We start from the raw sequence: 22,450 nt of genomic DNA on the forward strand, positions 1-22,450 counted from the left end.
CGCAGAGCCCGGCGGGGCGGTTTATGCCGTCCAAAGCGGGCATGGGCGGGATTAATCCAAGAAATCAACCCTGGCGAGGAGACGCAATGCTCACGCTTACAGACACCGCCGCCAAGGTGATCCGTGACCTCAACGCCCAAGCGGGCGTGTCGACCGACAAGGGAATCCGTATCTCGTCGCAGGACGACGACGCGGGCTCGCTGATGCTGTCAGTAGCGGACGGGCCCCAGAACACCGACAAGGTCGTCGAAAGCGAGGGGGCCAAGGTCTACCTGGACCCGGTGGCCGCGAGCGTACTCGACGACAAGGCACTCGACGCCGACATCGACGACCAGGGAGGCATCTCGTTCCACGTCGAGGACCAGGCGGTCTGACCTCGCAGGACAGGCGGCGACGCCCCGCTGTCCGGCCCTGGGCGCCGGGCGGGGGCGTACGCCCGGCGTTCAGGGGCGGGAGTGGGACCAGGTGAACAGGCTCAGGGTCCGGCCCTTGTCCTCGACGACGCTGGGCGGCGCGTCGGTGAGCTGGAAACCGGCCGCCCTGGCCACCCGGATGCTGGCCTCGTTGTCCCGCTCGATCTCCAGGAACACCTGGGACAGCCCCGCCGTGGTGTGGGCGAAGTCCCTCATCACCCGCACGGCACGGACGGCCAGCCGCTGCCCCCGGTAGGCGGCGCCGACGGCGTAGCCGAGGCTCCCTGTGCCGTCGTCCCACATGCTCAGGCTGAGCAGCACCTCGCCCTTGGCCCGGTCGCCGTCCGTCGTGATGGCCAGGTGGACGCGCTGCCCCGTGACCCGGGAACGGCGGGCCTTCTCCAGGTAGTCGCGGGCGGCCTGGAGTCCGAACGGGGAGACCAGCGGCGTCCAGTAGGCGATTTCCGGGTCGTCGAACAGCTCCGCCATCACCGGGAGATCGTCATCGGTCCACTCGCGCAGGACGAGGCCGTGACCGCTCAGCCGCAGTGTGGAGGGAAACAGGCGACGACTGTCGTTCTCTGTGGTCATGGAGGCCTCTCGGTGCCGGGGACCGTGTGGCGACAGAGTGCCAGATCGCCCGTAACCGGGATGTACGCACAAGACTGTTGTCCCGGCCGGCACCGCAGTCGGGGACAACAGTCTTGTGGATCAACGCTTGGCGCGGCTCGGCTGGAGTATTTGCCCGAGCTCTCGGAGGAGGTGGCCCTCCTCCGAGAGCATCGGCCTCGGACCAGTCCAGGTTGGTCCGGGGTCTGCGGGAGGCCTCGGATGAGGGGCCTCGGGGACAGGTGCGTCCTCCTGTCCCCGAGGACCCGGTCCTCGCGTCCCTCTCCAGGGACGACGGCCTCGTCAGGAGGCGTAGACCTCGAACTCGGAGAGCTGGCCGGCGGGCCAGCCCGTGTTCCCCGTGAAGCTCAGGCGCAGGTAGCGCTGGCTGGTCGCGGGGAAGGTGATCGTGGCCGTGTTACCGGTGGCCGGGTTGAAGGTGTAGGCGGCGGAGCCCTTCACGGTGCTGTAGGAGGACCCGTTGGTGGATCCCAGCACCGAGAGCGTCTGCGTGCGGGTCGCCCAGGAGGCCGCCGGCGGCAGCTTGAGCACCACCCGGCCGACGCCGGTCGCGGCGCCGAGATCGACCGTCACCGTCTGGGGCCAGGCGTTGTTCACGCTCTCCCAGTATGTGCCGGCGTTGCCGTCGACCACGTTGCCCGACCCGTACACGTCGGAGTGACCGCTTTCGCTGGTCGCCTTGCCGCGTGCCAGGTTCCCCGAGGGAGGCGTGGGAGTCGGGGTCGGGGTGGGCGTGGGGGTCGGCGTCGGGTCCGGGCCTCCGGTGGCGTACACCTCGAACGAGGAGAGCTGCGCGGCGGGCCAGCCGGTGTTGCCGGTGAAGGTCAGCCGCACGTACCTGACGTTGGTCGCGGGGAACGTGATCGTCGCCGTGTTGCCCGAGGCCGGGTCGAACGTACGCCCCGCGGCGGCCGAGAGCGGCGTCCAGTTGGTGCCGTCCGTTGAGCCGTGGACCGCGATCGTCTGCGTGCGGGTGGCCCATGCCGCAGGCGGGGGCAGCTTCAGCACCACACTGCGCGCCGAGACGATCCCGCACAGGTCCACGGTGATCAACTGCGGGAAGGCGTTGCTCGCCGACTCCCAGTAGCTGTTCGCGTCGCCGTCCACCGCGTTCGGCGCCGCGAAGCCCTGGTTCTGGCTCGTGGCCGTCACCGTCTTGCCCCGGGCCACGTCACCCGTGCCGGGCGAGCAGGGCGTCGGCGTGGGGGTCGGGGTGGTGTTGCCGCCACCGCCGGGATAGATGTAGTTCGGCGCGGGCCACTGGCCGGTGCAGGTGGAGGAGCCCGGGCTCCAGCCGGTGTTCCCGGCGCCCTGGGTGATGACGAGCCCGGTGCCGACGCAGTTGTGGATCGCGACCCCCGCGCCGATGTGGGCGGCGCTGACGTTGGTGAAGTTCGCGGTCGCAGGCGACTGCGCCTGGATCATGTACGTGCCGGTGCCGTCGATCCGCACGTTGGTGAAGTTGACGGTCTTGGTGCTGCCCTCGATGAAGTGGATGGCGGCGTACGAGCTGTCCAGGATGTCGGTGTCGGTGACGTTGATCGTCGCGTTCACCGGCTCGTTCAGCCCGTCGAACCACAGCGCGCCGACGCCGAAGTTCCAGTTGTAGTCGGAGTTGCCGGCTCTGAGCAGCGTGTTGCGGGCCACGGTGATCGTGCCGGCGACCGCGGTGCCCTGGCCGGAGTTGACCCCTGGGTAGCGGTTGGCGATGTGGATGCCGCCGCCGTTGGAGATCGTGTCGCTGACCACGTTGTCGGTGATCTTGATGTCCCTGCCGCCGTAGGTGACGATGTTGTTCGCCAGGATCGGCAGGATCACCGTGTTGTGCGTGAACGAGTTGTTGACGTTCGCCACGTTCTCCGGCCACATCGCGAGACCGTCGTCACCGGTGTTGCGCACGAAGGTGTTGGTCACCGTCGAGTTGGTCACGCCGATGTGGAAGTTCACGCCGTCGGCGGTCTGGTCCAGGATGCGGCTGTTCTTGATGGTGAAGTTGTCCATCGGGCCGTCCATCCAGGCGCCGACCTTGGTGTGCTGGAGCCACAGGTTGTCGATGGTGGAGTTGGACATCGCGCCGCCGAGGGCGTTCACCTGGTCACCGTCCACGCGCTCGGTGATCTCGCCCATGATGGCGAAGTCCTTGAGCGTGACGTTGCGGCTCGGGCCGCCGTTGTTGACGTACTTGCCGTAGATGCCCGCCGCCAGGTTGCGCTGGGTGGGGTGGCGTCCGGTCAGCACGCTGTACCAGGGACCGGCCCCGGCCAGGGTCACGCCGTCGACGATCACGTGGTTCCACAGGGTGTAGGTGCCCTCGGGGATGTAGACGACCTTGCCCTGCGCCTTGCCGGCGTCCACCGCGGCCTGGAAGGCGGCCGTGGAGTCGGTGGTGCCGTTGCGCGCGGCGCCGAAGTCGTCGACCGACAGCGACCCGGCGGGCCGGGCGATCGGGCCGGGGACGACCTCGAAGTCCGCCAGGTCGACGGTGATCGGGATGCCGCCGTTGGACTGCACCCGGACCTTGGCGCCCGCGGCGAGCGTGGACCCGAACATGGTCCGCGTCTCGTCGTAGAAGTGGTGCGGGTTCCCGGCTCCCGGGTTGTTGCCGAAGGGGTAGCCGCCGTAGTACCAGCCGTACCGCGAGGTCAGGGCCAGGTCCTTCAGGTGCGTGCCGTTGACCCGCAGATCGGCGGTGGTGTTCTGGCCGGTTCCGGCGGCGTTGTCCGGCACGCTGTAGCGCAGCGACATCGCGTTGGCGGGCTTGGTGAGGGTGAACTCCACGTACTGGCCGGCCCCGCCGAGCGTCACCGCCCTGCGGCCCGACGCCTCGGAGGGGAGGTGCGTGTAGACGCGGTCCGGGCCGATGACCTGGCCGTTCGTGGTAGCGTGCGCTGTGTCTTCGGCCTCGAACTCGATGAAGGGCACGCTGGCCCCGCGCCCGGCGAAGTCCCAGGGTGAGTCGACCGCGGTGGCGGCCACCGCACCCGACGACATGAGCGGGACCGAGACTGCCCCCGCTGCCAGTGCCACGACCGTGGCGATCGTCCAGGCGTGTACCCTGCCGGTCTTCTTCATCGACTGGACCCTTCTGCGAAAAGCGAAGAGCCGGACGCTTCGCGGTCAGGGACGCGCGGACCGTCGCTTGCCCGGCGGAACTGCCCACACCATAAGATGACGCACAGATAACCGCAATGTTTCGACGGAAACGTGCAAGGTCACGACTAGATCACGGTATTTTCCGTACCCCCGGGCGATGAAACGCTTTCAAGAGGGTCCACCACGGCCTACCAGAACATTCGAGCCGCCCAGGCGCAAACCGTTTGCACCTGTTTGACGTATATTTGCGACCGTGACAAGCGATACTGCGGCCCCGCGCTCGACGACACGTCGGCTGGCGGAGGTCGCTAAGAAGGTCGGGGTCAGCGAGGCCACGGTGAGCCGTGTACTCAACGGCAAGCCGGGGGTCTCCGACGCGACCCGGGCGGCGGTGCTGACGGCGCTCGACGTGCTCGGTTACGAGCGTCCTACACAGCTTCGAGGGGAGCGCGCCCGGCTGGTGGGGCTGGTTCTTCCCGAGCTGGGCAACCCGATCTTCCCCGCGCTCGCCGAGGTCGTCGGCGGCGCGCTCGCGCAGCGCGGGTTCACGCCCGTGCTCTGCACGCGCACCGCGGGCGGCCTCTCGGAGTCCGACTACGTGGAGATGCTGCTCGAACAGCAGGTCTCCGGCATGGTCTTCGCCGGCGGGCACTACATGGAGACCGACGCCCCCCACGAGCACTACTTCAGGCTGCTCGACCTGCGGCTGCCCGCGGTGCTGGTCAACGCGGCGATCAGCGAGCTGAGCTTCCCCTGCCTGGCCACCGACGACGTGGTGGCGGTGGAGCAGGCCTTCGGCCACCTGACCTCGCTCGGGCACACGCGCATCGGCATGGTGCTCGGCCCCGACGACCACGTCCCCTCGCAGCGGAAGCTCGAGGCCTTCGAGGCCGAGGCGCGCAGGGCCGGGCTGGACTGCGGCCCCGACTCGGTCGAGCGCAGCCTGTTCTCCCTGGAGGGAGGCCAGGCGGTGGCGACCCGGCTGGTCAAGAGCGGGATCACCGGCATCATCTGCGCCAGCGACGTGCTGGCCCTCGGCGTCCTGCGGGCGGTGCGCCGGCTCGGCATGTCGGTGCCCGAGGACATCTCGGTGGTCGGCTTCGACGACTCCTCGTTCATGAACTGTACGAACCCTCCGCTGACCACCGTGCGCCAGCCCATAGAGGCGATCGGCAGGACGGCGGTCACCCTGCTGGTCAACCAGATCGACGGCGGCTCGGTCACCGCCGAGGAGCTTCTGTTCGAGCCCGAGTTGGTCGTCCGCGGCTCGACCGGCCCCGTCAAGGCACGCGACTAGCTCAGGTCGAGCACCACATGAGCGGGTCCGAGGACTTCACCACCCACCGTCAGACCTCCGCCCCGGTGGGCGGTCTTCCCCCTTCCCAGGTGGAGATGTGCCACGTCACCTCGCTCCCGTGACGTCAAGGTCACATCGCCGTACCGATCGGCGCACTGTCACTTTTTTGCATCATGCACGACGGACTCTTGCTGACATATGTCTGTCTCTATATGTTGCTCCCAACCGGTTCGCGAAGCTGTACCAGTCTTGAGCCTCGTAGTCGGGGGCAGTCCAGGAGGGAAACATCCATGAAACCCCGCAACCTTGCGATCCTGCTCAGTGCAGGCATCGCACTTGCCGCTGCCGGATGCGGCAGCGACGCCGGCAGCACCCCTGACGGCGCCTCGTCGTCCGGCGCCTCAGCTCCCGCTGCCGATGCCCCCGTGACCATCACGGTCGGCTGCAAGCCTCCGAAGAACAACCCGAAGGAAGCGGCCCAGTGGGACGCGGACGTCGCGGCGTTCCAGAAGCTGCACCCGAACGTCACGGTCGAGGGCAAGGACGCCTTTCCCTGCATCGTTCCCGAGACGTTCCAGGCCAAGCTGGCCGGCGGGGAGATGGAGGACCTCTTCTACGTCTACTACACCGACGTCCAGAAGATCATCGCCGCGGGGCAGGCGGCGGACATCTCGCCGTACCTCGACAGCGTCCCCGCTCTGAAGGACATCCGTCCTGACGTCATGAGCGTCTTCAAGAGCGGCGACAAGACCTACGGCCTTCCGAGGGTCAACTACTCGACGGGGCTCGTCTACAACCGCAAGCTGTTCACCCAGGCCGGCCTGGACCCCGAGGCCCCGCCGAAGACCTGGGCCGACGTCCAGGCCGCGGCCAAGAAGATCGCCGCGCTCGGCCCCGGCTACGTCGGGTACGGCGAGTACAGCGCCGGCAACACCGGCGGCTGGCACTTCACCTCCTCCCTGTACGGTCGCGGCGGCGAGATGGTCAGCGCAGACGGCAAGACCGCGGCCTTCAACAGCCCCCAGGGCAAGGCCGTCCTTGAGAACCTCAAGACGATGCGCTGGACCGACAACAGCATGGGCACCAAGCAGCTGCTGCGCTGGGAAGACCTGATGCGGATGATGGGCAGCGGCAAGCTCGGCATGATGATCGGCGCTCCCGACGTGGTCAAGGAGGTGAACAACACCTTCAAGGGCAAGTTCGAGGACTACGGCGTCACGGGGATGCCGGAGGCCACCCAGTCCCTCAGCGGCGGCGACGGCTACATGTTCAACCCCAAGGCCAGCCCCGACCAGATCAAGGCCGGTCTCCAGTGGCTGGAGTACAAGTTCCTGACCCCCGGCCAGGGCCAGTTCAACTTCGAGCGGGCCAAGGCCGACGGGCTGCCGGTCGGACTGCCGGACATCGACCTGTTCGGCAACACCGAGCCGGGCCAGAAGATCCAGGAGCTGCGCAAGCAGTTCGCGACGATCCCCGTGGATCACTTCCAGACGTACGTCGACGCCAACGCCACGGTCCAGTTCAAGCTGGAGCCGCCGAAGGCGCAGGAGATCTACGCGATCCTCGACACGGCCATGTCCGCGGTGCTGACCAGGAAGGACGCCAACATCGACCAGCTCCTCTCTGACGCGGAGAAGAAGGCCAACAACGTGCTGGCGAAGTCCAGCTGACCTTTGAGCCCGGGGTGCCGGCCAGTAGGCCGGCACCCCGCCGGTCACGTCGAGATCAGGAGTCCAACCGATGACCACAATGACCGCGAGGGGACGGCGGCGCACCCCGGGGGCGGTGCGGCGCGGCCTGCGCCGCAATCTGACGGCGTACGGCTTCCTCTGCGGGGCGCTGATCTGCTTCGCGTTCTTCTCCTGGTACCCGATGGTGCGGGAGTTCCTGCTCAGCTTCCAGAAGACGAACTTCGTCGGGCCGCCCGAATGGGTGGGCCTGGACAACTTCCAGACGGTGACCGAGGACTCGGCGTTCGGGCCGGCCTGGCTCAACACCGCCGAGTTCACCGGCCTCGCGCTCATCATCGGATACGTGGTGCCGTTCGTCGCCGCCATCGTGCTCAACGAGCTCAGGCACGCCAAGGCCTACCTCAGGTTCGTCGTCTACCTGCCCGTGATGCTGCCGCCGGCCGTCGCGGTCCTGCTGTTCAAGTGGTTCTACGACCCGGGACCCGGGCTCTTCAACCAGATCCTCAGCATGGTGCACCTGCCCCCGCTCGCGTGGCTGGACTCCACGAGCACCGCCCTGCTGTCGCTCGTCATCGTCTCGACCTGGATGAACCTCGGCACCGGCACGCTGATCTACCTGGCGGCGCTGCAGAGCATCCCGAGCGAGCTGTACGAGGCGGCCGAGCTCGACGGCGCGGGGCTGTTCAAGCGGGTGTGGCACGTCACCATCCCCCAGACCAAGCTCATCCTGCTGGTGATGCTGCTGCTGCAGATCGTCGCCACCATGCAGGTGTTCATCGAGCCGTACCTGCTCACCGGCGGCGGCCCGGAGAACGCGACGGTCACCGTCGCCTATCTCATGTACCAGTACGCCTTCAGCTTCGGGAACTTCGGCGGCGGCGGCGCGCTGGGGCTCATGCTCATGCTCGTGCTGATGGTGTTCTCCGCCGTCTACCTGCGTGTCTCGCGGGACAACCAGATCTAGGAGGGAGGGCATCGATGTCGCACAGCACAGTTGAGTCGTCGAGCAGTGGCGTCGAGTCGAACCGTCCCGTTCGCCTCGTCCCCCCACCGGCGTCCGGTCACGGAAAGGCGCGCCGATCCCGCGTGCCGAAGAAGAAGATGGAACGCCAGTTCAGGGGCCTGGTCTCGCCGCACACGCTGAACACCCGGCGGGGGCGCGTCGTCTACTGGATCGTTCTCGTGACGGTGGTCGTGAGCTTCACCGCGATCTTCGTCTTCCCGCTGTACTGGATGGTCACCGGGGCGCTGAAGTCCTCCGACGAGCTCGCCCAGATCCCGCCGTCGTTCTTCCCCACGTCGATCGACTGGAGCGTGTACAAGGAGGCGTGGGACCAGCTCGACCTGGGCCTGTTCCTGCGCAACACGGTCATCTACGCCGCGGGCGCGTGGCTGTTCACCCTGGCCATCGACGTCACGGCGGCCTACGCCCTGTCGAAGCTGCGGCCGGTGCTCGGCAAGGCGATCCTCGGCCTGATGCTCGCCACGCTGATGATCCCGCCGATGGTGATCCTGCTGCCGGCGTACCTGACCGTCAAGGACCTTCCGATCCTCGGCTGGAACCTGCTGAACACCCCGTGGGCGATCTGGCTGCCCGCCGCCGCCAACGGGTTCTACATCTTCCTGCTCAAGCGGTTCTTCGACTCGATCCCCAAGGAGCTGCTGGAGGCCGCCGAGATCGACGGCGCCACCCCGTTCAGGATCCTGTGGTCGATCGTGCTGCCGGTGTCCCGGCCGATCATCGGAGTGGTGTCCATCCTGTCGGTCGTGACCGTCTGGAAGGACTTCGTCTGGCCGCTGCTGGTGCTGCCCGACAGCGACAAGATGTCGATCAGCGTGGGCATCTCCTCGCTGTCGGCCCAGATGCCGCAGAACGTGCTCATGGCGGCGCTGGTCATCGCGAGCATCCCGGCGATCGTGGTCTTCTTCGTCTTCCAGCGGAGCATCATGGCGGGTCTCACCGCCGGAAGCCTCAAGGGATGAGCGGGCGCGCCGTGCGCCGGAGCCACGCCGGCCTCCGCAGACGGCGCGAGCCCTCCGCCCAAGCCACGCCGGCCCTCCAGGAAAACGACGCGCCGGCCGAACACCATGCCGCTCGCGCCGTACACGCAGCGACCCGGGCCGTCCATCGAAACGGCGCGAGCCGCACACCGAATCTGTAAGGGAGAGACTCCAGCATGTCCGAAACGTGGTGGCGGGGAGCCGCGATCTACCAGGTCTACCTGCGAAGCTTCGCCGACGGCAACGGCGACGGCATCGGCGACCTGGCTGGACTGCGGTCCCGCTTGCCCTACCTCTCCGATCTCGGTGTCGACGCGATCTGGCTCAATCCCTGGTACCCCTCCCCGATGGCGGACGGCGGCTACGACGTCGCCGACTACCGCGACATCGAGCCGTCCTTCGGCACGCTGGCCGAGGCGGAGAAGTTCATCCAGGAGTCGCACGCGCTGGGCATCAAGACGATCATCGACATCGTCCCCAACCACGGCTCCGACCAGCAGGAATGGTTCGTCCAGGCGCTGGCCGCCGGCCCCGGCTCTACGGAGCGGGCGCGGTTCTGGTTCGCCGACGGCCGGGGTGACCTGCCGCCGAACGACTGGAAGTCCATCTTCGGCGGCCCGGCCTGGACCCAGGTGGCCGACGGGCAGTGGTACCTCCACCTGTTCGCCCCCGAGCAGCCCGACTTCAACTGGAGCAACCCGGAGGTCGTCGAGGAGTTCCACGACGTGCTGCGCTTCTGGTTCGACCGCGGCGTGGACGGCATCCGCATCGACTCCGCGGCCGTGCTGATCAAGGACTTCAGCAGCGTCGAGGAGTCCTACACCGACCACGACGCCGTGCACGAGATCTACCGGGGCTGGCGGCAGATCGCCGACGAGTACGGCGAGCGCATCCTCATCGGCGAGGTCTGGCTGCCCGACCAGGAGCGTTTCGCGCTCTACCTGCGTCCCGACGAGATGCACACCGCGTTCAACTTCGACTTCATGGCCCGCCCGTGGGACGCGGACGAGCTGCGCGCGTCGATCGACCTGACGCTGGCCACGCACGTGCCGATCAGCGCCCCGCCGACCTGGGTGCTGTCCAACCACGACGTCCCGCGCCCCGTGACCAAGTACGGCAGGGAGGTGACGTCCTTCGACCATGCCGAGCGCAGGGACGGCGCCCCCTCGGACCTGGTGCTCGGCGAGCGCAGGGCCCGGGCCGCGGCGCTGCTGGCGATGTCCCTGCCCGGCAGCGTCTACGTCTACCAGGGCGAGGAGCTCGGCCTGCCCGAGGTCGACGACATTCCGGACGAGCTTCGCGAGGACCCCATCTGGACCCGGTCCAAGCACACGGTTCCCGGCCGGGACGGCTGCCGGGTGCCGCTGCCGTGGTCGGGCCAGGAGTCCCCCTTCGGCTACAGCACCGGTGAGCCCTGGCTGCCCCAGCCCGCCTCCTGGAAGGCCCTGACGGCCGAGTCCCAGGCCGCCGACTCGAACTCCATGCTCTGCCTCTACCGGACCGCGCTGCGGATCCGGCGGGCCGAGCTCGGTGACGGCTCGCTGCGCTGGCTCGACTCCGAGGACGGCGTGCTGGCCTTCGCCCGTGAGTCCGGGCTCGCCTGCGTGGTCAACTTCAACCCCGACCCGGTCGCGCTGCCGCCCCACGAGGGCGTGCTCCTCGCGAGCGGCCCCTTGGAGGGGGACCTGCTCCCCTCCGACACGGCCGTCTGGCTCCGCATCGGCTAGCCCGTTCTCGTCGTCCGCTCCGGGAAACGACCGTACGGCTTGCGCCCATGGCGCAAGCCGTACTTCGCAGGGTCGCCACGGGAGGTCAGTGACTCCACCCACGCGTAAACGCGCGGGCTTCCTGCGTCGGTGGCTAAGCCACCGCGCAGAGGACCAGCCCGGCCCTGTTGAGGATGTTCAGCGCGGCCACGCGGTCGGCGTTCTCGACGAACCCGCACTTGACGCACTCGAACTTTGCTTGGGTGACGCGGTTCTCCTTCGCGACGTGCCCGCATCCTCCGGCGGAGGGCGGGCAGGTGCGGGAGGTGTTGCGGGCGTCCACCGGGATCACTCGGCGACCGGCGCTTTCAGCCTTGTTCGCCAGGATCTGGAGGAACAGCCCCCAACCCGCGTCGAGGATGCTGCGGTTCAGCCCGGCCTTGGCGGCGGAGCCATTGGGCAGGAACGCGCCCTGTTGCTCGGGGTCGGGCTTGGGTGCGGGCGCCTTGGTCATGCCCGCCGTGTTCAGCCGCTCGTGGGCGATCGCGTCATTCTCTCGAACGAGCGCGAGCGCGGTCTTGTGGTGGTGGTCGAGACGCCGGCGCCGGATCTTGCCGTGCAGTCTGGCGACTTTCCGGGCGGCTGCCCGGTGCTTTTTCGTCCGCTTGCGGGTGCGCTTGGGGAAGGTGTCCAGGTGCCGCTGGGCGGCAGCCAGCTCCTGGGCCATCGACTCCAAAAAGCGCGGGTTGTCCTTGTGCTCGCCGTTGGAGTCGGTGAAGAAGTGCACAGTGCCCATGTCGATACCGACGATGCTGCCGGTGGCAGGCAGGGGTTCGGCGGGGACGTCATCACAGGAGAGGATGAGGTACCACTGGCGGCCTTCCCGCTTGACACTGATCGTCTTCACCCTGCCACGCACGGGCCGGTGCTGGTGCACGCGCACATGCCCGACGCCCTGGAGGCGCACACGGGTCTGGGTGTCGTGCGGCTGGGAGTCCCAGCGGCAGCCGTCGCCGTCCTTGGGGAACTCGACGGTGTCGAAGTGCCCGACGCCCTTGAAACGCGGGTATCCGGGCTTCTCCCCGGCCTTGACCCGGCGGAAGAACGCCGCGAACGCCTTGTCCAGACGCCGAAGCGTCGCCTGCTGGCAGGAGAACGACCAGCGACCCTGACGCTCAGGATCGAACGCCCGGATCTCCTTCAACTGGGCCGACTGGTCCCCGTACCGGACGGTGGTCTTCGAGACGTGCCGGTAGGCATCCCGGCGCTCTTGAAGCGCTGCGTTGTACAGCGAGCAGTGATCCCGCAGCATCTCAGTCAGAGCCTGCGCCTGACGGGCTGTGGGGCGAAGAAGGAACTTGTACGCGCGGATCACGCCCGCTCCCCCTGCTCCTTCTTCCACGGACGCTCCCACTGCGTCTGGATGTGCCGCTGCACCGTGTCGGTGCTCACGGCACCCACCGAGGCGGCGAAGTACGACGAGGACCACAGGGTGGGCAGCTTCGATTTCAGGTGCGGGAACTCCGCCCGCAGGACACGGGAGGTGAAGCCCTTGAACTGGTTGGCCACGTACGACGCCGACGACTTCGGGTCGTGCTCGACGAACAGATGCACGTGATCGGGCATCACCTCCAGGGCGATGATCTCCCACCCGTGCTCGTCAGCCTTGGCCCGGATCAGTTCTTCCAGGCGTGAGGCGACCCGTCCGCCGAGGACCGGACGGCGGTACTTCGGACACCACACCACGTGCAGCCCGAGGTCGTACACGCCGCCGGAGAACCGGCGAACCGTCCTGGTCACAACCACACCCTTAGTTAACATGCACCGCCTGTATATGAGAGCGGTTATCACTGAACCCGGCACAATGCGTGCCGGGCGGCGGTCCCGGCTACGCCGGGCCGCCCCGAAGGGGCCTTCGATTCCCCCACCGGCTAAAGCCGGTGGCCCCCGCGAACGGGGTCTGATGGCGTGGGATTCCGCATCCTCGGACCGCTTGAGGTTCACCGCGACGACGTACCATTGCCCCTCGATCCCGCCAAACAGCGGAACCTGCTGACCGCGCTCCTCCCTTGAGCCCAACCGGGTGGTCCCCGTCGAGCGCCTCGTCCCCGCGATCTGGGACGGGGCCGCTCCGCGGTCCGCGGTCGCCAACGTTCGCACCTACACCTCCCGGCTGCGCCACCTGCTCGTCGACCGATCGCGGTCTCAGCGCCTCGTCGGACGCCACCCCGGATATCTCGTCTCCGTTCTCGACGGCGAGCTCGATCTCACCGTCTTCCGTGATCTCGCGGCGCCACCGCGCGAACCGCACCAGCCTGCTCATCTCGCACCGGCTCGACGCCGTCCGGAAGGCCGACGCGATAGCCGTGCTCGACGACGGTGTGATCACGGAGTCGGGCCGCCACGAGGCCCTGATGGCCGCGGAGGGCGCCTACGCCCGCCTCTTCCGGCTACAGGCATCGGGGTACCAGGACGACTCACTGACGGTCGGAGGAGCGTCATGACCGCCGTCGCGGTTCTGGCCGCAGGTTGCTTCCTGGCCGCCGGCGTCGCCCTGTGGCTCCGCAGGGGTTTCGTGGTGGTGACCGTCGCGGGCGGCAGCATGGAGCCCACCTTCCGCACCGGAGATCGGGTCCTGGTGCGGCGGGCACGCCTCCACCGGATCCAGGCCGGCGACGTCGTCGTCATGCGCCCCCCGGACCGATCGGCGGCGGCGGTCCCGGCCGGAACCGTCATCCCCCATCTCATCAAGCGAGCGGTCGCCCTGCCGGGCGATCCCGTTCCTCGTGATCGCGTTCCCGCGCTGCGCGGTGTCGCCGAGTCGGCGGTTCCCCCGGGGAGGCTGGTGTTGCTCGGCGACAACCCGGCGGGCGCCGACTCCCGCCAGTTCGGCTACTTCCCCGAACATCGGCTGCTCGGAGTGGTGGTCCGCCGCCTGATGGCCACTGGTGCCGGTCTGTGACGCCACACGGCCGCGCTGTCATCATTTTGCGTGTTTCGCATTATCTCTTGCAGGCTTCTATTCAATCTCTGTAAGTTCTCTCGCACTGGCCCCTATTCGGGCGGCGTTGGGGCGAGCGGCATCGGGGGCCGAGCCGTACGGGACGGAGACCGAACGCGTCCTGAGCTCGCCATCCGGCGCGAGCCGCAGGGCCCTTTCCGGGATCTCGAATCGAAGGTGAGTACTGTGCTGCGACGCTCTCCCCGCCGCATCGCGACGATCAGCGTGCTCACCTCCCCCTTCGCGCAGCCGGGCGGGGGTGACGCCGGCGGGCTCAACGTCTACGTGGTCGAGGTCGCCAAGCGCCTGGCCGGGCGGGGCGTCGAGGTCGACGTCTTCACCCGTGCCACCGCCCGTGACGCCCCTCCGGTGGCGGAGCTGGTCCCCGGAGTGCGCGTGTTGCACGTGGTCGCGGGCGCCGCCGCCGAGCTGGACAAGGCGGAGTTACCCGGGACGGTCGGCCGGTTCACCGAAGAGATCCTGAGCCCCCGGGCCGAGGGCGGCGGCCTCCCGTACGACCTCATCCATGCGCACCACTGGCTGTCCGGCCAGGTCGGCATCGCGGCCCGCCGGCAGTGGGCGGCGCCGCTCGTCCAGACCATGCACTCGCTGGGGAAGACCAAGAACGCCGCGCTCGCGAGCGGCGACGAGCGCGAGCCCGCGAGCCGCATCACCGGGGAGACCGAGGTCGTGGCCGCCGCCGACCGGCTCATCGCGAACACCGTGCAGGAGGCGGACCACCTGGTCACGCTCTACGGAGCCGACCCGGCCCGCGTGCGGACGATCAACCCGGGGGTCGACCTGTCGCTTTTCCGGCCGGGCTCGCCCGCCGAGGCACGGCGCAGGCTGGGCCTTCCTGCCGACGCCGTGCTCCTGCTCTTCGCCGGGCGCGTGCAGCCGCTCAAGGGCCCGGACGTGCTGCTGCGCGCCACCGCCCGCATGCTGAAGGACGATCCGGGGCTGGCAGGGCGCCTCGTCGCGGCGGTCGTGGGCGGGCCGAGCGGGACCGGGCGGGCGAACCCGTCGCACCTCGCCGAAGTGGCCGCCGCCCTCGGCATCACCGCCCACGTGCGGCTGGAGCCGCCGTGCCCCCAGCCCGTGCTGGCCGACTGGTACCGGGCGGCCACGGCGGTCGTCGTCCCCTCCCACGCCGAGACGTTCGGGCTCGTCGCGCTGGAGGCCCAGGCGTGCGGCGTCCCCGTGGTGGCCGCCGCCGCGGGCGGGCTGCGCACAGCCGTACGGGACGGCGTCTCCGGCGTGCTCGTGGACGGGCATGATCCAGCCAGGTACGCGCGCGTGCTGGGCGACCTGGTGGCGGCGCCCCGGCGCCTGCGGGCGCTCGGGCAGGGGGCGATCGCGCACGCGTCGCGGTTCGGCTGGGACGACGCCGTGGACCGGCTGGTCGGCGTGTACGCGGAGGCGATGGACGACTTCCCCTCGGCCGGCGGCCTTCCGCCGAACCTCGGCCGCGTCACGGCCACCACCTGAGGGCAGGCGGCCCGGCCGGCGGCTCAGTCCGGGGGGCCGAGGAGGCGGGCCCGGAGGGTTCCGAGGTCGTCCTTGTGGAGGCCACCGTCGAGGAGGTGGGCTTCCACGTCCAGCTCGGCCAGGGTCGTCAGGATGATCTCGCGGGCCGAGGTGTTCTCCTTCAGGAGCCTGCGCCTGATCATCGGCGCCTCGTCCTCCTCGCCCAGCTTGGCGTACAGGGGCCCGAGGCGCTCGGTGGTCAGCTCGTAGTCGGAGGCGATGTCGGCGGGCGCGACGCCCGCGAGGGCGAGCAGCAGCAGGGCCACGATGCCCGTGCGGTCGCGGCCGGCGACGCAGTGGAACAGGACGCCGCCGGGCGGCGCCTGGGCGATCGCGGTGATGGCGGCGGCGCACCTGCCGGGCTTGTGCTCCAGGAAGGTGCGGTAGTAGAGCGGGGTGCCGTAGAGGTGCCGCCGCCGCTCCCAGAACTCGGTGTCGCCGTCGTCGTCCAGCGGGGCGCGGAGCACCGTGATCCAGGGCGGGCGGTACCCGTTCCAGGCCCGCACCTCGCGGTCGTTGCGCAGGTCGACCAGCGTGCGGATGCCGTACGCGCGCAGCGCCGACCATCCCTCGGCGGTCAGGCGGTCGGGCGTGTCCGAGCGGACGACGGCGCCCGCGCGGGTCGTGCGGCCGTCCCCGGTGGCCAGGCCGCCGAGGTCCCTGACGTTGTAGCAGCCGTCGAAGTCGAGGTGGCGGTCGTGGATCATCGGGCCACCCGGTCGCGGCCGAGCACGGGCATGTCCCCCGGATAGCCGTAGGCCGCCCACACCATGAGATCTTCGATGTGCCTCAGCATGCTCTCAGCCGCCTCGCCCCAGTGGGTCTCGTCGCTCCATTGCAGGCTGAGCACGGCCCCCTCACTGCGGTGCAGGACCGTCAGCATGTACTTCGCGCCCAGCAGCCTCGGCGGGGCGAACGTGACCTCCCCGTCATCATAGGACCGGCCCGTCCTGGCCGACCACGCGGTGCTGAACCGCCCGGCGACCGACTCGTCCATGTAGCTGAACCTCGGGTACGCCACGGCCGTCTTGTAGAGGCCCCGGAGGATGTCCTCGCACATCCGCTCGGTGGCGTAGGGATCGGCGTTGGCGAACCGGTGCCCGTCAAGCTGCTGGGCGGCGCACTCCGCGAGGGCTCCGGCGTAGGTGTCGCGGGTGACCTCGGGGATGATCACGGGCAGCGTCATCGTGGCTTTGCGCACCGAGCCCGCGGCGGCGGGGGACATCCTGTTCGCCGAGATCGCGAACAGCCCGGCCAGCGGCGAGCGCTCCACCGCGCAGACCGCGGCGCCGAAGGCGAGCAGGAACGCCGAGGAGGCCGAGATGCCGGTCGTGCGGGCGAGCGTCACGGCCGCCTCCCCCGCGCGGCGGGAGATCAGCCAGCAGGAGCGGAAGCCCCCGTACTCGGTGAGCGGCACGGGCGGGGCGGGCGGAGGGGTGCGCGGCGCGTACCCGTCGAGCCCCTCCCTGATCCGTACGAGCCGGCGCTCCCAGTGGCGCATGGCCCTGCGCTGGTAGGCCTGCCCGGCGGGCGTGACCTCGGCCTCGGCGGCGTCGATGGGCTGCTCGGCCGGGGCGCCCGCGGCGAAGGGCTCGCGCCCGGCCGCGCGCGACCTGATCGCCCGGGACAGGTCCCGGCACAGGACGTTCATCGCCCACGGGTCGATGGCGACGTGGTCGACCACCAGGTCGACGCGCCGGACGGCCGTTCCCCGCAGGAACAGCACCACCCTGATGGGCCATTCCGCGCCGATCCTGAAGCACGTGCGCCGCCAAGGGGTGTCGAACCTGGGCCCCTCGGGGTCCTGGTCGGTCACCTCGATGATCTGGTCCAGCAGCGCGTCGACCGGGGTGACGTGCTGGCGGGCCGCGTCGCCCTTCCCGCGCTCGATGACCGTGCGCAGGCCCTCGTGCCGCAGGATGACGTCGCGTACGGCGGCCACGACCACCTCGCGGGGCATGTCGCGCCCGGGTATCGCGGCGCAGATGTTGTCCTCGAACGAGGTGGGCGAGTCGGTGGGGATCCACTGGACCCACTCGTGCTGCGCCCAGGTGAGCCTGCCGCTGCGCACGACCTGCACGGGCGGCGTCCATCCGGATTCGGCCATCACAAACCCCCGTAACGCCGCCGCCTCTTCGGCAATGTCTACTTCTTGCGTCACTCTCTCATAATCTGTCAGTCTTTTGTCGTGATACCGATAGCTCGCCCGACGGGGAAGCTCGTGGCGATCGAGGGTTACCTATGACAACGCCGTTAGCAGGGACAGCACGGGCAGCACGGACGACGACGCGGCTGCTCGCGACACGGGCCGGGGAAGATCCGGACCGGGCGGCCGTGGTCGTGGACGGCGTCGGCACGCTGACGTTCGGCGCGTGGGAGGCACGGTCGGACGCCGTGGCCCGTGGCCTGCTCGAACGCGGCCTGGCCGCCGGGGACCGCGTCGGCCTGCTGTTCGGCGGCCGGGGCTGGATCGACTTCGCCGTCGCCTACTGCGCCGTGCACAAGGCCGGCGGCGTCGCCGTGCCGCTGTCCGACCGGTTTCCCCCGGCGGAGCTGGCCTTCATGCTGTCCGACTGCGCCGCCTCCGGCGTGATCCACGAGCGTGGCGTCCGGCCACCGCCCGGCGGCCCGCGGGCCTGGACGGTCGATGACCTCGAGAACGGGCCGGGCGGGCCGGTGGGCGTGGAGGGCTCCGAGGGGAGCCTCGCCCAGATCCTCTACACCTCGGGGACCACGGGCAGGCCGAAGGGCGTGGCCGCCACCCACGGCAACCTCACCTTCGGCTGCGCGTTCAGCGGGCGGCGGCGCCCGCTCGCGCACTCCCGGCACTTCCTCCACGCGTTCCCCGTCGGGACCAACGCCGCCCAGACCATGCTCATCAACGCCCTGGACGCCGAGGCCTCAGCGCTGACGCTGCCGCTGTTCACGCCCGCGCGGTTCGGGAAGCTCATCGAGTCGCAGCGGGTCGGCACCGTCTTCGCCGTCCCCACGATGGCCGGCGAGCTGCTCAAGGCGGGGATCCACGAGCGGTACGACCTGTCGAGCGTGCGGCTGTTCGGGTCCACCGCCGCCGCGCTGCCGCCTCCGGTCGCGGTCGCGCTGGGCGAGGTGTTCACCAACGCCGTGATCGTCAACTACTACACCTCCACCGAGGCGGCGCCCGCGCAGCTGACCATGATCTTCGACCCGGCGCGGCCCACCTCCGTCGGGCGTCCCGCCTCACCGGGGGACATCCGCATCGCGGGTGAGGGCGGCGAACCCCTCCCCGCCGGGGAGACGGGCGAGGTGTGGCTCCGCTCCCCCACCGCGCCGCGCGCGTACTACGGGGACCGCCAGGCGGGGACCGCGGTGTTCCGGGGACACTGGATCCGCATGGGGGACGTCGGCCACCTGGACGGCGAGGGCTACCTCCACCTGGTCGATCGCGACCAGGACATCATCAAGTCCGGCGCTTTCAAGATCTCCACCATGAAGATCGAGGCGGCGCTCCACGAGCACCCCGAGGTCAGCGACGCCGCGGTCTTCGGGACCCCGCACGCCGGCCTCGGCACGCAGGTGGTGGCGGCGATCGTCTCCTCCGCCTCGCTCTCCCTCCGCGAGGTGCGCGCCTTCCTCGCTCCCCGGCTCGCCGAGCACGAACTGCCCAGGCGGGTCCTGATCCTCGACTCGCTGCCGAAGAACGCCGGCGGCAAGGTGGTCAAACGGGAGCTGCGCGAACGGGTCCTGTCCTCCGCCGACTCCTAGCGGCCCTCCACGACCCGGGACCCGGGACCCGGGACCCGGCCCGAGCCGTACCGGGGTCGCGATCACGGTCACCGGTCGCGGTCACGGGTCGCCATCACGAGTCACGGTCACGGATACACGAGTGCTCGCTCAGAAAAGAGAACTGATGCAGGCTTCATTCGCCCAGCACGGTGTCTGGGTCGCCGAGCGGACGGGCGTCCCCGGTCCCGCGTACCACCTGCCCCTCGCCATCCACTTCGAGGGCGCGCTCGACACCACGGCGCTGCTGTCCGCCTGTTCGGCCCTGGTCGCCCGCCACGAGACGTTGCGCGCCCGCGTGCGGGAGGAGGACGGGGTCCTGTTCCTACGCCCCTCCCCCACCCCACCGCCGATCACCCACCACGACCTCTCAGCCGGGACCCCGGACTCCGGCGGCAAGCAAGCGGCCCCTCTCGGCGAACCCGTCCGGGGCGCGGCCTCACTGGACGAACCCGTTCAGCCGGCGGCGTCTCTGGACGAGCTCGTCCGGCGGGAGGTCTCTCGGGAGTTCGAGCCGGAACGGGGACCGCTGGCCAGGTTCACGCTCTTCACCCTGGCCCCCGAGCGGCACGTGCTGCTGTTCGTGGCCCACCACCTGGTCTTCGACGGCGGCTCCAAGGACGTACTCGTCCACGACCTCGCCGCCCTGTACGGCGCGCACGCCCAGGTCCCGTCGCGGCTCTGCGGCTCGTACGGTGCGCATGCCGAGGTCGAGAGGGCGCGGGTCGAGGCCGACCGGGAGGGGGCGCGGGACTTCTGGACGCCCAGGTGGCGGGACGAGGGCGAGGTCGTGCTGCCCGGCTCGCGGGGGCCGGGCCTGCTGACGGGCGAGGGCGGGCACGCCGGGTTCGCGCTCGACGGCACGGTGTGGACCCGGCTGGTGAAGACGGCCGAGGAGCTGGGCGTCACCCGGTTCGAGTTCGTCGTCGCGGCCCTGCGGGCGCTCCTGCACCGCTACGGCAACCACGACCTCATGCTCGCGCTCGATCTCGGCACGCGCGGGGAGGCGACCCGCGACCACATCGGGCTGTACGTCAACGAGCTGCCACTGTCCGCGCGGCCCGCCCCCGACACGACCTTCCGCGCGTTCGCCACCGACGTCCGTACGGAGCTGCGGGAGCTGTACCGCTTCCGGCACGTGCCCCTCACCCAGGCCGTCGGCGGCCTGACGGCACGCGGGGCGCTCACGCCGGTCTCGGTGAGCTACCGGAAGCGAGCCGAGGAGCCGGTGTTCGCCGGGGTGGACACCGCCGTGGACTGGATGATGTTCCCCGGCGCGGTCAGGAACACGCTGAACGCCCAGTTCGTCGAGAACTCCGACGGCCTGTCGGCCGACCTGCGGTACGACGCGGGCGCCATCGGGGCCGATGACGCGCGGCGCCTGGCCGGCCACTTCGTCGCGCTGCTCACGGCGGCGGCCGAGGAGCCGGACACCCGCGTACGTGACCTGCCGGTCCTCTCCCCCGAGGAACGTGAGCTGGTGTCCTCCGGCTGGAACGCCACCCGCGTGGCGTACCCGCAGGACGCGACCGTGGTCGCGATGTTCGCCGAGCGCGTGCGCGCGACCCCGGACGCGGAGGCCGTGGTCCATGACGACCGGCGGCTGACCTACGCCGAGCTCGACGCGGTCTCCAGCGGGCTGGCCCGGCGGCTCCGGCGCGAAGGAGCGGGGCCGGGGACGCTCGTGGCCCTGCACGTGGGACGCTCGTGGACGATGATCGCCGGGATGCTGGCCGTGATGAAGGCGGGCGCCGCCTACCTCCCGCTCGACCCCGGCTACCCGCCCGATCGCCTGTCCTTCATCCTGACGGACGCGGCCGTCAGGACCATCCTCACCGACGACGACACCACCCCGACCGACCTGCGGCAGGTCCGCATCAGCTCGGACGTGGCCGGTTTCGCGGAGGACGACGGGTCCGGCGCCGTCACGGGCTCGCTGGATCCCGCCGACGTCGCCTACGTCATCTACACCTCCGGGTCCACCGGACGGCCCAAGGGCGTCGCGGTCCCGCACTCCGCGCTGGCGAACCTGCTGCTCGGCATGCGCGACCTGCTGGGTGCCGCTCCCGGGGACGCGTGGCTCGCCCTCACCTCCCTCTCATTCGACATCTCCGCGCTGGAACTGCTGCTCCCCCTGGTGACGGGCGGCCGGGTGGTCGTCGCCGGCGAGGACGCGGCGCGGGGCCCGGGTGCCGTGGAGCTCATCAGGTCCGAGCGGGTGTCCCACGTCCAGGCGACGCCCTCCGGGTGGCGGATGCTCCTCGCCGCCGGCTTCGACGGTCCTGACGTGGTCGCGCTCGCCGGGGGCGAGGGGCTGCCCCTGCCCCTCGCACGCGAGCTGCGCGGCCGGGTGAAGCGCCTGCTGAACGTGTACGGGCCGACCGAGACGACGATCTGGTCCACCGCCTGGGACGTACCGGCCGAGCCCGAGGCGGTGTCCATCGGGCGGCCGATCGCCAACACGGCCGTGTACGTGCTCGACGACCAGGACGACCTCGCCCCCATCGGCGTGCCCGGCGAGCTGGTGATCGCCGGGGCGGGAGTGGCCCAGGGCTACCTCGGCCGCCCCGGCCTGACGCGCGAGCGGTTCGTCCCCGGCCCCTTCGGCGGCGGCCGCGTGTACCGTACGGGCGACCGGGCGCGGTGGCGCGCGGACGGCACCCTGGAATACCTCGGGCGCACCGACAACCAGGTGAAGCTGCGCGGGCACCGCATCGAACCGGGCGAGATAGAGGCCCGCCTCCTGGAGCACCCGCTGGTCGGCCAGGCGGCGGTGATCGTCCGCGACCCGGAGAACGAAGACGCCACCCTGGCCGCCTACCTCGTCCTCCGACACGCCGAGCCGGCCACAGATGCTTCGGCCGGGGACGGTTCGGGTATCGACGTCGGCGGGCTGCGGGCGTTCCTTGGTCGCGGGCTGCCGAGGTACATGATCCCTGACCATTTCACCGTGCTCGACGCGTTGCCCCTCACGCCGAACGGCAAGCTCGACAGGTCCGCGCTGCCCGACCCCGCACCGCGAGGCGACGGCGCCCCCGTCACGCCGGGCGGGGAGACGGTCCTTTCGAGCCAGGCCGCGCAGATACGGGCGATCTGCCAGGAAGTGCTGCGCATCGACGGCATCGAGCCGGACGACGATCTGTTCGACCTCGGAGCGCACTCCCTGACCATCACGCAGATCGCGTCCCGCGTCAGGCAACGTCTCGGACTGGAGGTGCCTCTCAGCCTGTTCTTCGACGCCCCGACCTTCGGCGACCTGCTCACGGAGATCGCGAACATCCCGGCCACGCGCGCCGCGCCGGTGCCGTCCCTCAGGGAGGTGCGCTGAT

General features: G+C 70.1%; 17 protein-coding genes. 11 read left to right on the plus strand and 6 right to left on the minus strand.

All coding sequences use genetic code 11. The annotated features are described in order from the left end of the window. Window positions 1-86: 86 nt before the first annotated feature. A complete protein-coding gene (locus OG589_RS24015; protein ID WP_405139712.1) occupies window positions 87-374 on the plus strand; it encodes an iron-sulfur cluster biosynthesis family protein in 288 nt (95 codons plus the stop codon). 69 nt (window positions 375-443) lie between these two features. Here the strand turns inward: OG589_RS24015 and OG589_RS24020 are convergent, their stop codons facing one another. Beyond that, on the minus strand, window positions 444-1,004 hold the full coding sequence (locus OG589_RS24020) for a GNAT family N-acetyltransferase (RefSeq protein ID WP_405139714.1): 561 nt from the start codon (window positions 1,002-1,004) through the stop codon (window positions 444-446). Between the two features lie 321 nt (window positions 1,005-1,325). After that, window positions 1,326-4,115, minus strand: coding sequence for a discoidin domain-containing protein (locus OG589_RS24025; RefSeq protein ID WP_405139716.1), 2,790 nt, complete (start codon window positions 4,113-4,115; stop codon window positions 1,326-1,328). A 274-nt stretch (window positions 4,116-4,389) separates the two neighbouring features. On the opposite strand from OG589_RS24025, the gene OG589_RS24030 reads away from it, so the two are divergent. The 5 genes from OG589_RS24030 to OG589_RS24050 all read left to right on the plus strand — a co-directional run bounded on the left by OG589_RS24030 (window position 4,390) and on the right by OG589_RS24050 (window position 10,852). After that, the gene (locus tag OG589_RS24030) at window positions 4,390-5,433 is read left to right on the plus strand and encodes a LacI family DNA-binding transcriptional regulator (RefSeq protein ID WP_405139718.1); all 1,044 of its coding nucleotides are present in this window, start codon (window positions 4,390-4,392) and stop codon (window positions 5,431-5,433) included. 290 nt (window positions 5,434-5,723) lie between these two features. Then, a complete protein-coding gene (locus OG589_RS24035) occupies window positions 5,724-7,103 on the plus strand; it encodes an ABC transporter substrate-binding protein (protein ID WP_405139720.1) in 1,380 nt (459 codons plus the stop codon). A 70-nt stretch (window positions 7,104-7,173) separates the two neighbouring features. Then, window positions 7,174-8,088, plus strand: a complete 915-nt coding sequence (locus tag OG589_RS24040) for a carbohydrate ABC transporter permease (RefSeq protein WP_405139722.1) — start codon at window positions 7,174-7,176, stop codon at window positions 8,086-8,088. A gap of 122 nt (window positions 8,089-8,210) precedes the next feature. Next, complete coding sequence (locus tag OG589_RS24045; protein ID WP_405139724.1) at window positions 8,211-9,107, plus strand: carbohydrate ABC transporter permease; 897 nt, start codon at window positions 8,211-8,213, stop codon at window positions 9,105-9,107. A 194-nt stretch (window positions 9,108-9,301) separates the two neighbouring features. Next, window positions 9,302-10,852 (plus strand): glycoside hydrolase family 13 protein, encoded by a 1,551-nt coding sequence (locus OG589_RS24050; RefSeq protein WP_405139726.1) that lies wholly within the window; start codon window positions 9,302-9,304, stop codon window positions 10,850-10,852. 133 nt (window positions 10,853-10,985) lie between these two features. Here OG589_RS24050 and OG589_RS24055 read toward each other — a convergent pair whose 3' ends face one another. Both OG589_RS24055 and tnpA read right to left on the minus strand, forming a co-directional pair. After that, complete coding sequence (locus OG589_RS24055) at window positions 10,986-12,233, minus strand: RNA-guided endonuclease InsQ/TnpB family protein (protein ID WP_405139728.1); 1,248 nt, start codon at window positions 12,231-12,233, stop codon at window positions 10,986-10,988. Further along, on the minus strand, window positions 12,203-12,631 hold the full coding sequence (tnpA, locus tag OG589_RS24060; RefSeq protein ID WP_405139730.1) for an IS200/IS605 family transposase: 429 nt from the start codon (window positions 12,629-12,631) through the stop codon (window positions 12,203-12,205). Before tnpA ends, OG589_RS24055 begins: the two co-directional genes overlap by 31 nt. A gap of 479 nt (window positions 12,632-13,110) precedes the next feature. Here tnpA and OG589_RS24065 point away from each other — a divergent pair, with 479 nt between their 5' ends. The 3 genes from OG589_RS24065 (at window position 13,111) to mshA (ending at window position 15,320) form a co-directional block, all read left to right on the plus strand. Then, a complete protein-coding gene (locus tag OG589_RS24065) occupies window positions 13,111-13,335 on the plus strand; it encodes a hypothetical protein (protein ID WP_405139732.1) in 225 nt (74 codons plus the stop codon). After that, entirely contained in the window at window positions 13,332-13,793 is a 462-nt protein-coding gene (gene lepB, locus OG589_RS24070) for a signal peptidase I (RefSeq protein ID WP_405139733.1), read from the plus strand. Before OG589_RS24065 ends, lepB begins: the two co-directional genes overlap by 4 nt. A 225-nt stretch (window positions 13,794-14,018) precedes the next feature. Next, entirely contained in the window at window positions 14,019-15,320 is a 1,302-nt protein-coding gene (gene mshA / locus OG589_RS24075) for a D-inositol-3-phosphate glycosyltransferase (RefSeq protein WP_405139735.1), read from the plus strand. Between the two features lie 23 nt (window positions 15,321-15,343). On the opposite strand, the gene OG589_RS24080 is transcribed toward mshA, so the two are convergent. After that, a complete protein-coding gene (locus OG589_RS24080; protein WP_405139737.1) occupies window positions 15,344-16,066 on the minus strand; it encodes a tyrosine-protein phosphatase in 723 nt (240 codons plus the stop codon). Then, window positions 16,063-17,466, minus strand: a complete 1,404-nt coding sequence (locus OG589_RS24085; RefSeq protein WP_405139739.1) for a hypothetical protein — start codon at window positions 17,464-17,466, stop codon at window positions 16,063-16,065. Before OG589_RS24085 ends, OG589_RS24080 begins: the two co-directional genes overlap by 4 nt. A 134-nt stretch (window positions 17,467-17,600) precedes the next feature. Between OG589_RS24085 and OG589_RS24090 the strand changes: the two genes are divergently transcribed. Next, window positions 17,601-19,103, plus strand: a complete 1,503-nt coding sequence (locus OG589_RS24090) for a class I adenylate-forming enzyme family protein (RefSeq protein WP_405139741.1) — start codon at window positions 17,601-17,603, stop codon at window positions 19,101-19,103. 145 nt (window positions 19,104-19,248) lie between these two features. Then, on the plus strand, window positions 19,249-22,449 hold the full coding sequence (locus OG589_RS24095) for a non-ribosomal peptide synthetase (protein WP_405139743.1): 3,201 nt from the start codon (window positions 19,249-19,251) through the stop codon (window positions 22,447-22,449). The last annotated feature ends 1 nt before the right edge of the window (window position 22,450 follow it).

It is taken from the genome of Sphaerisporangium sp. NBC_01403 (assembly GCF_045040145.1).
Taxonomy (GTDB): domain Bacteria; phylum Actinomycetota; class Actinomycetes; order Streptosporangiales; family Streptosporangiaceae; genus Sphaerisporangium; species Sphaerisporangium viridialbum.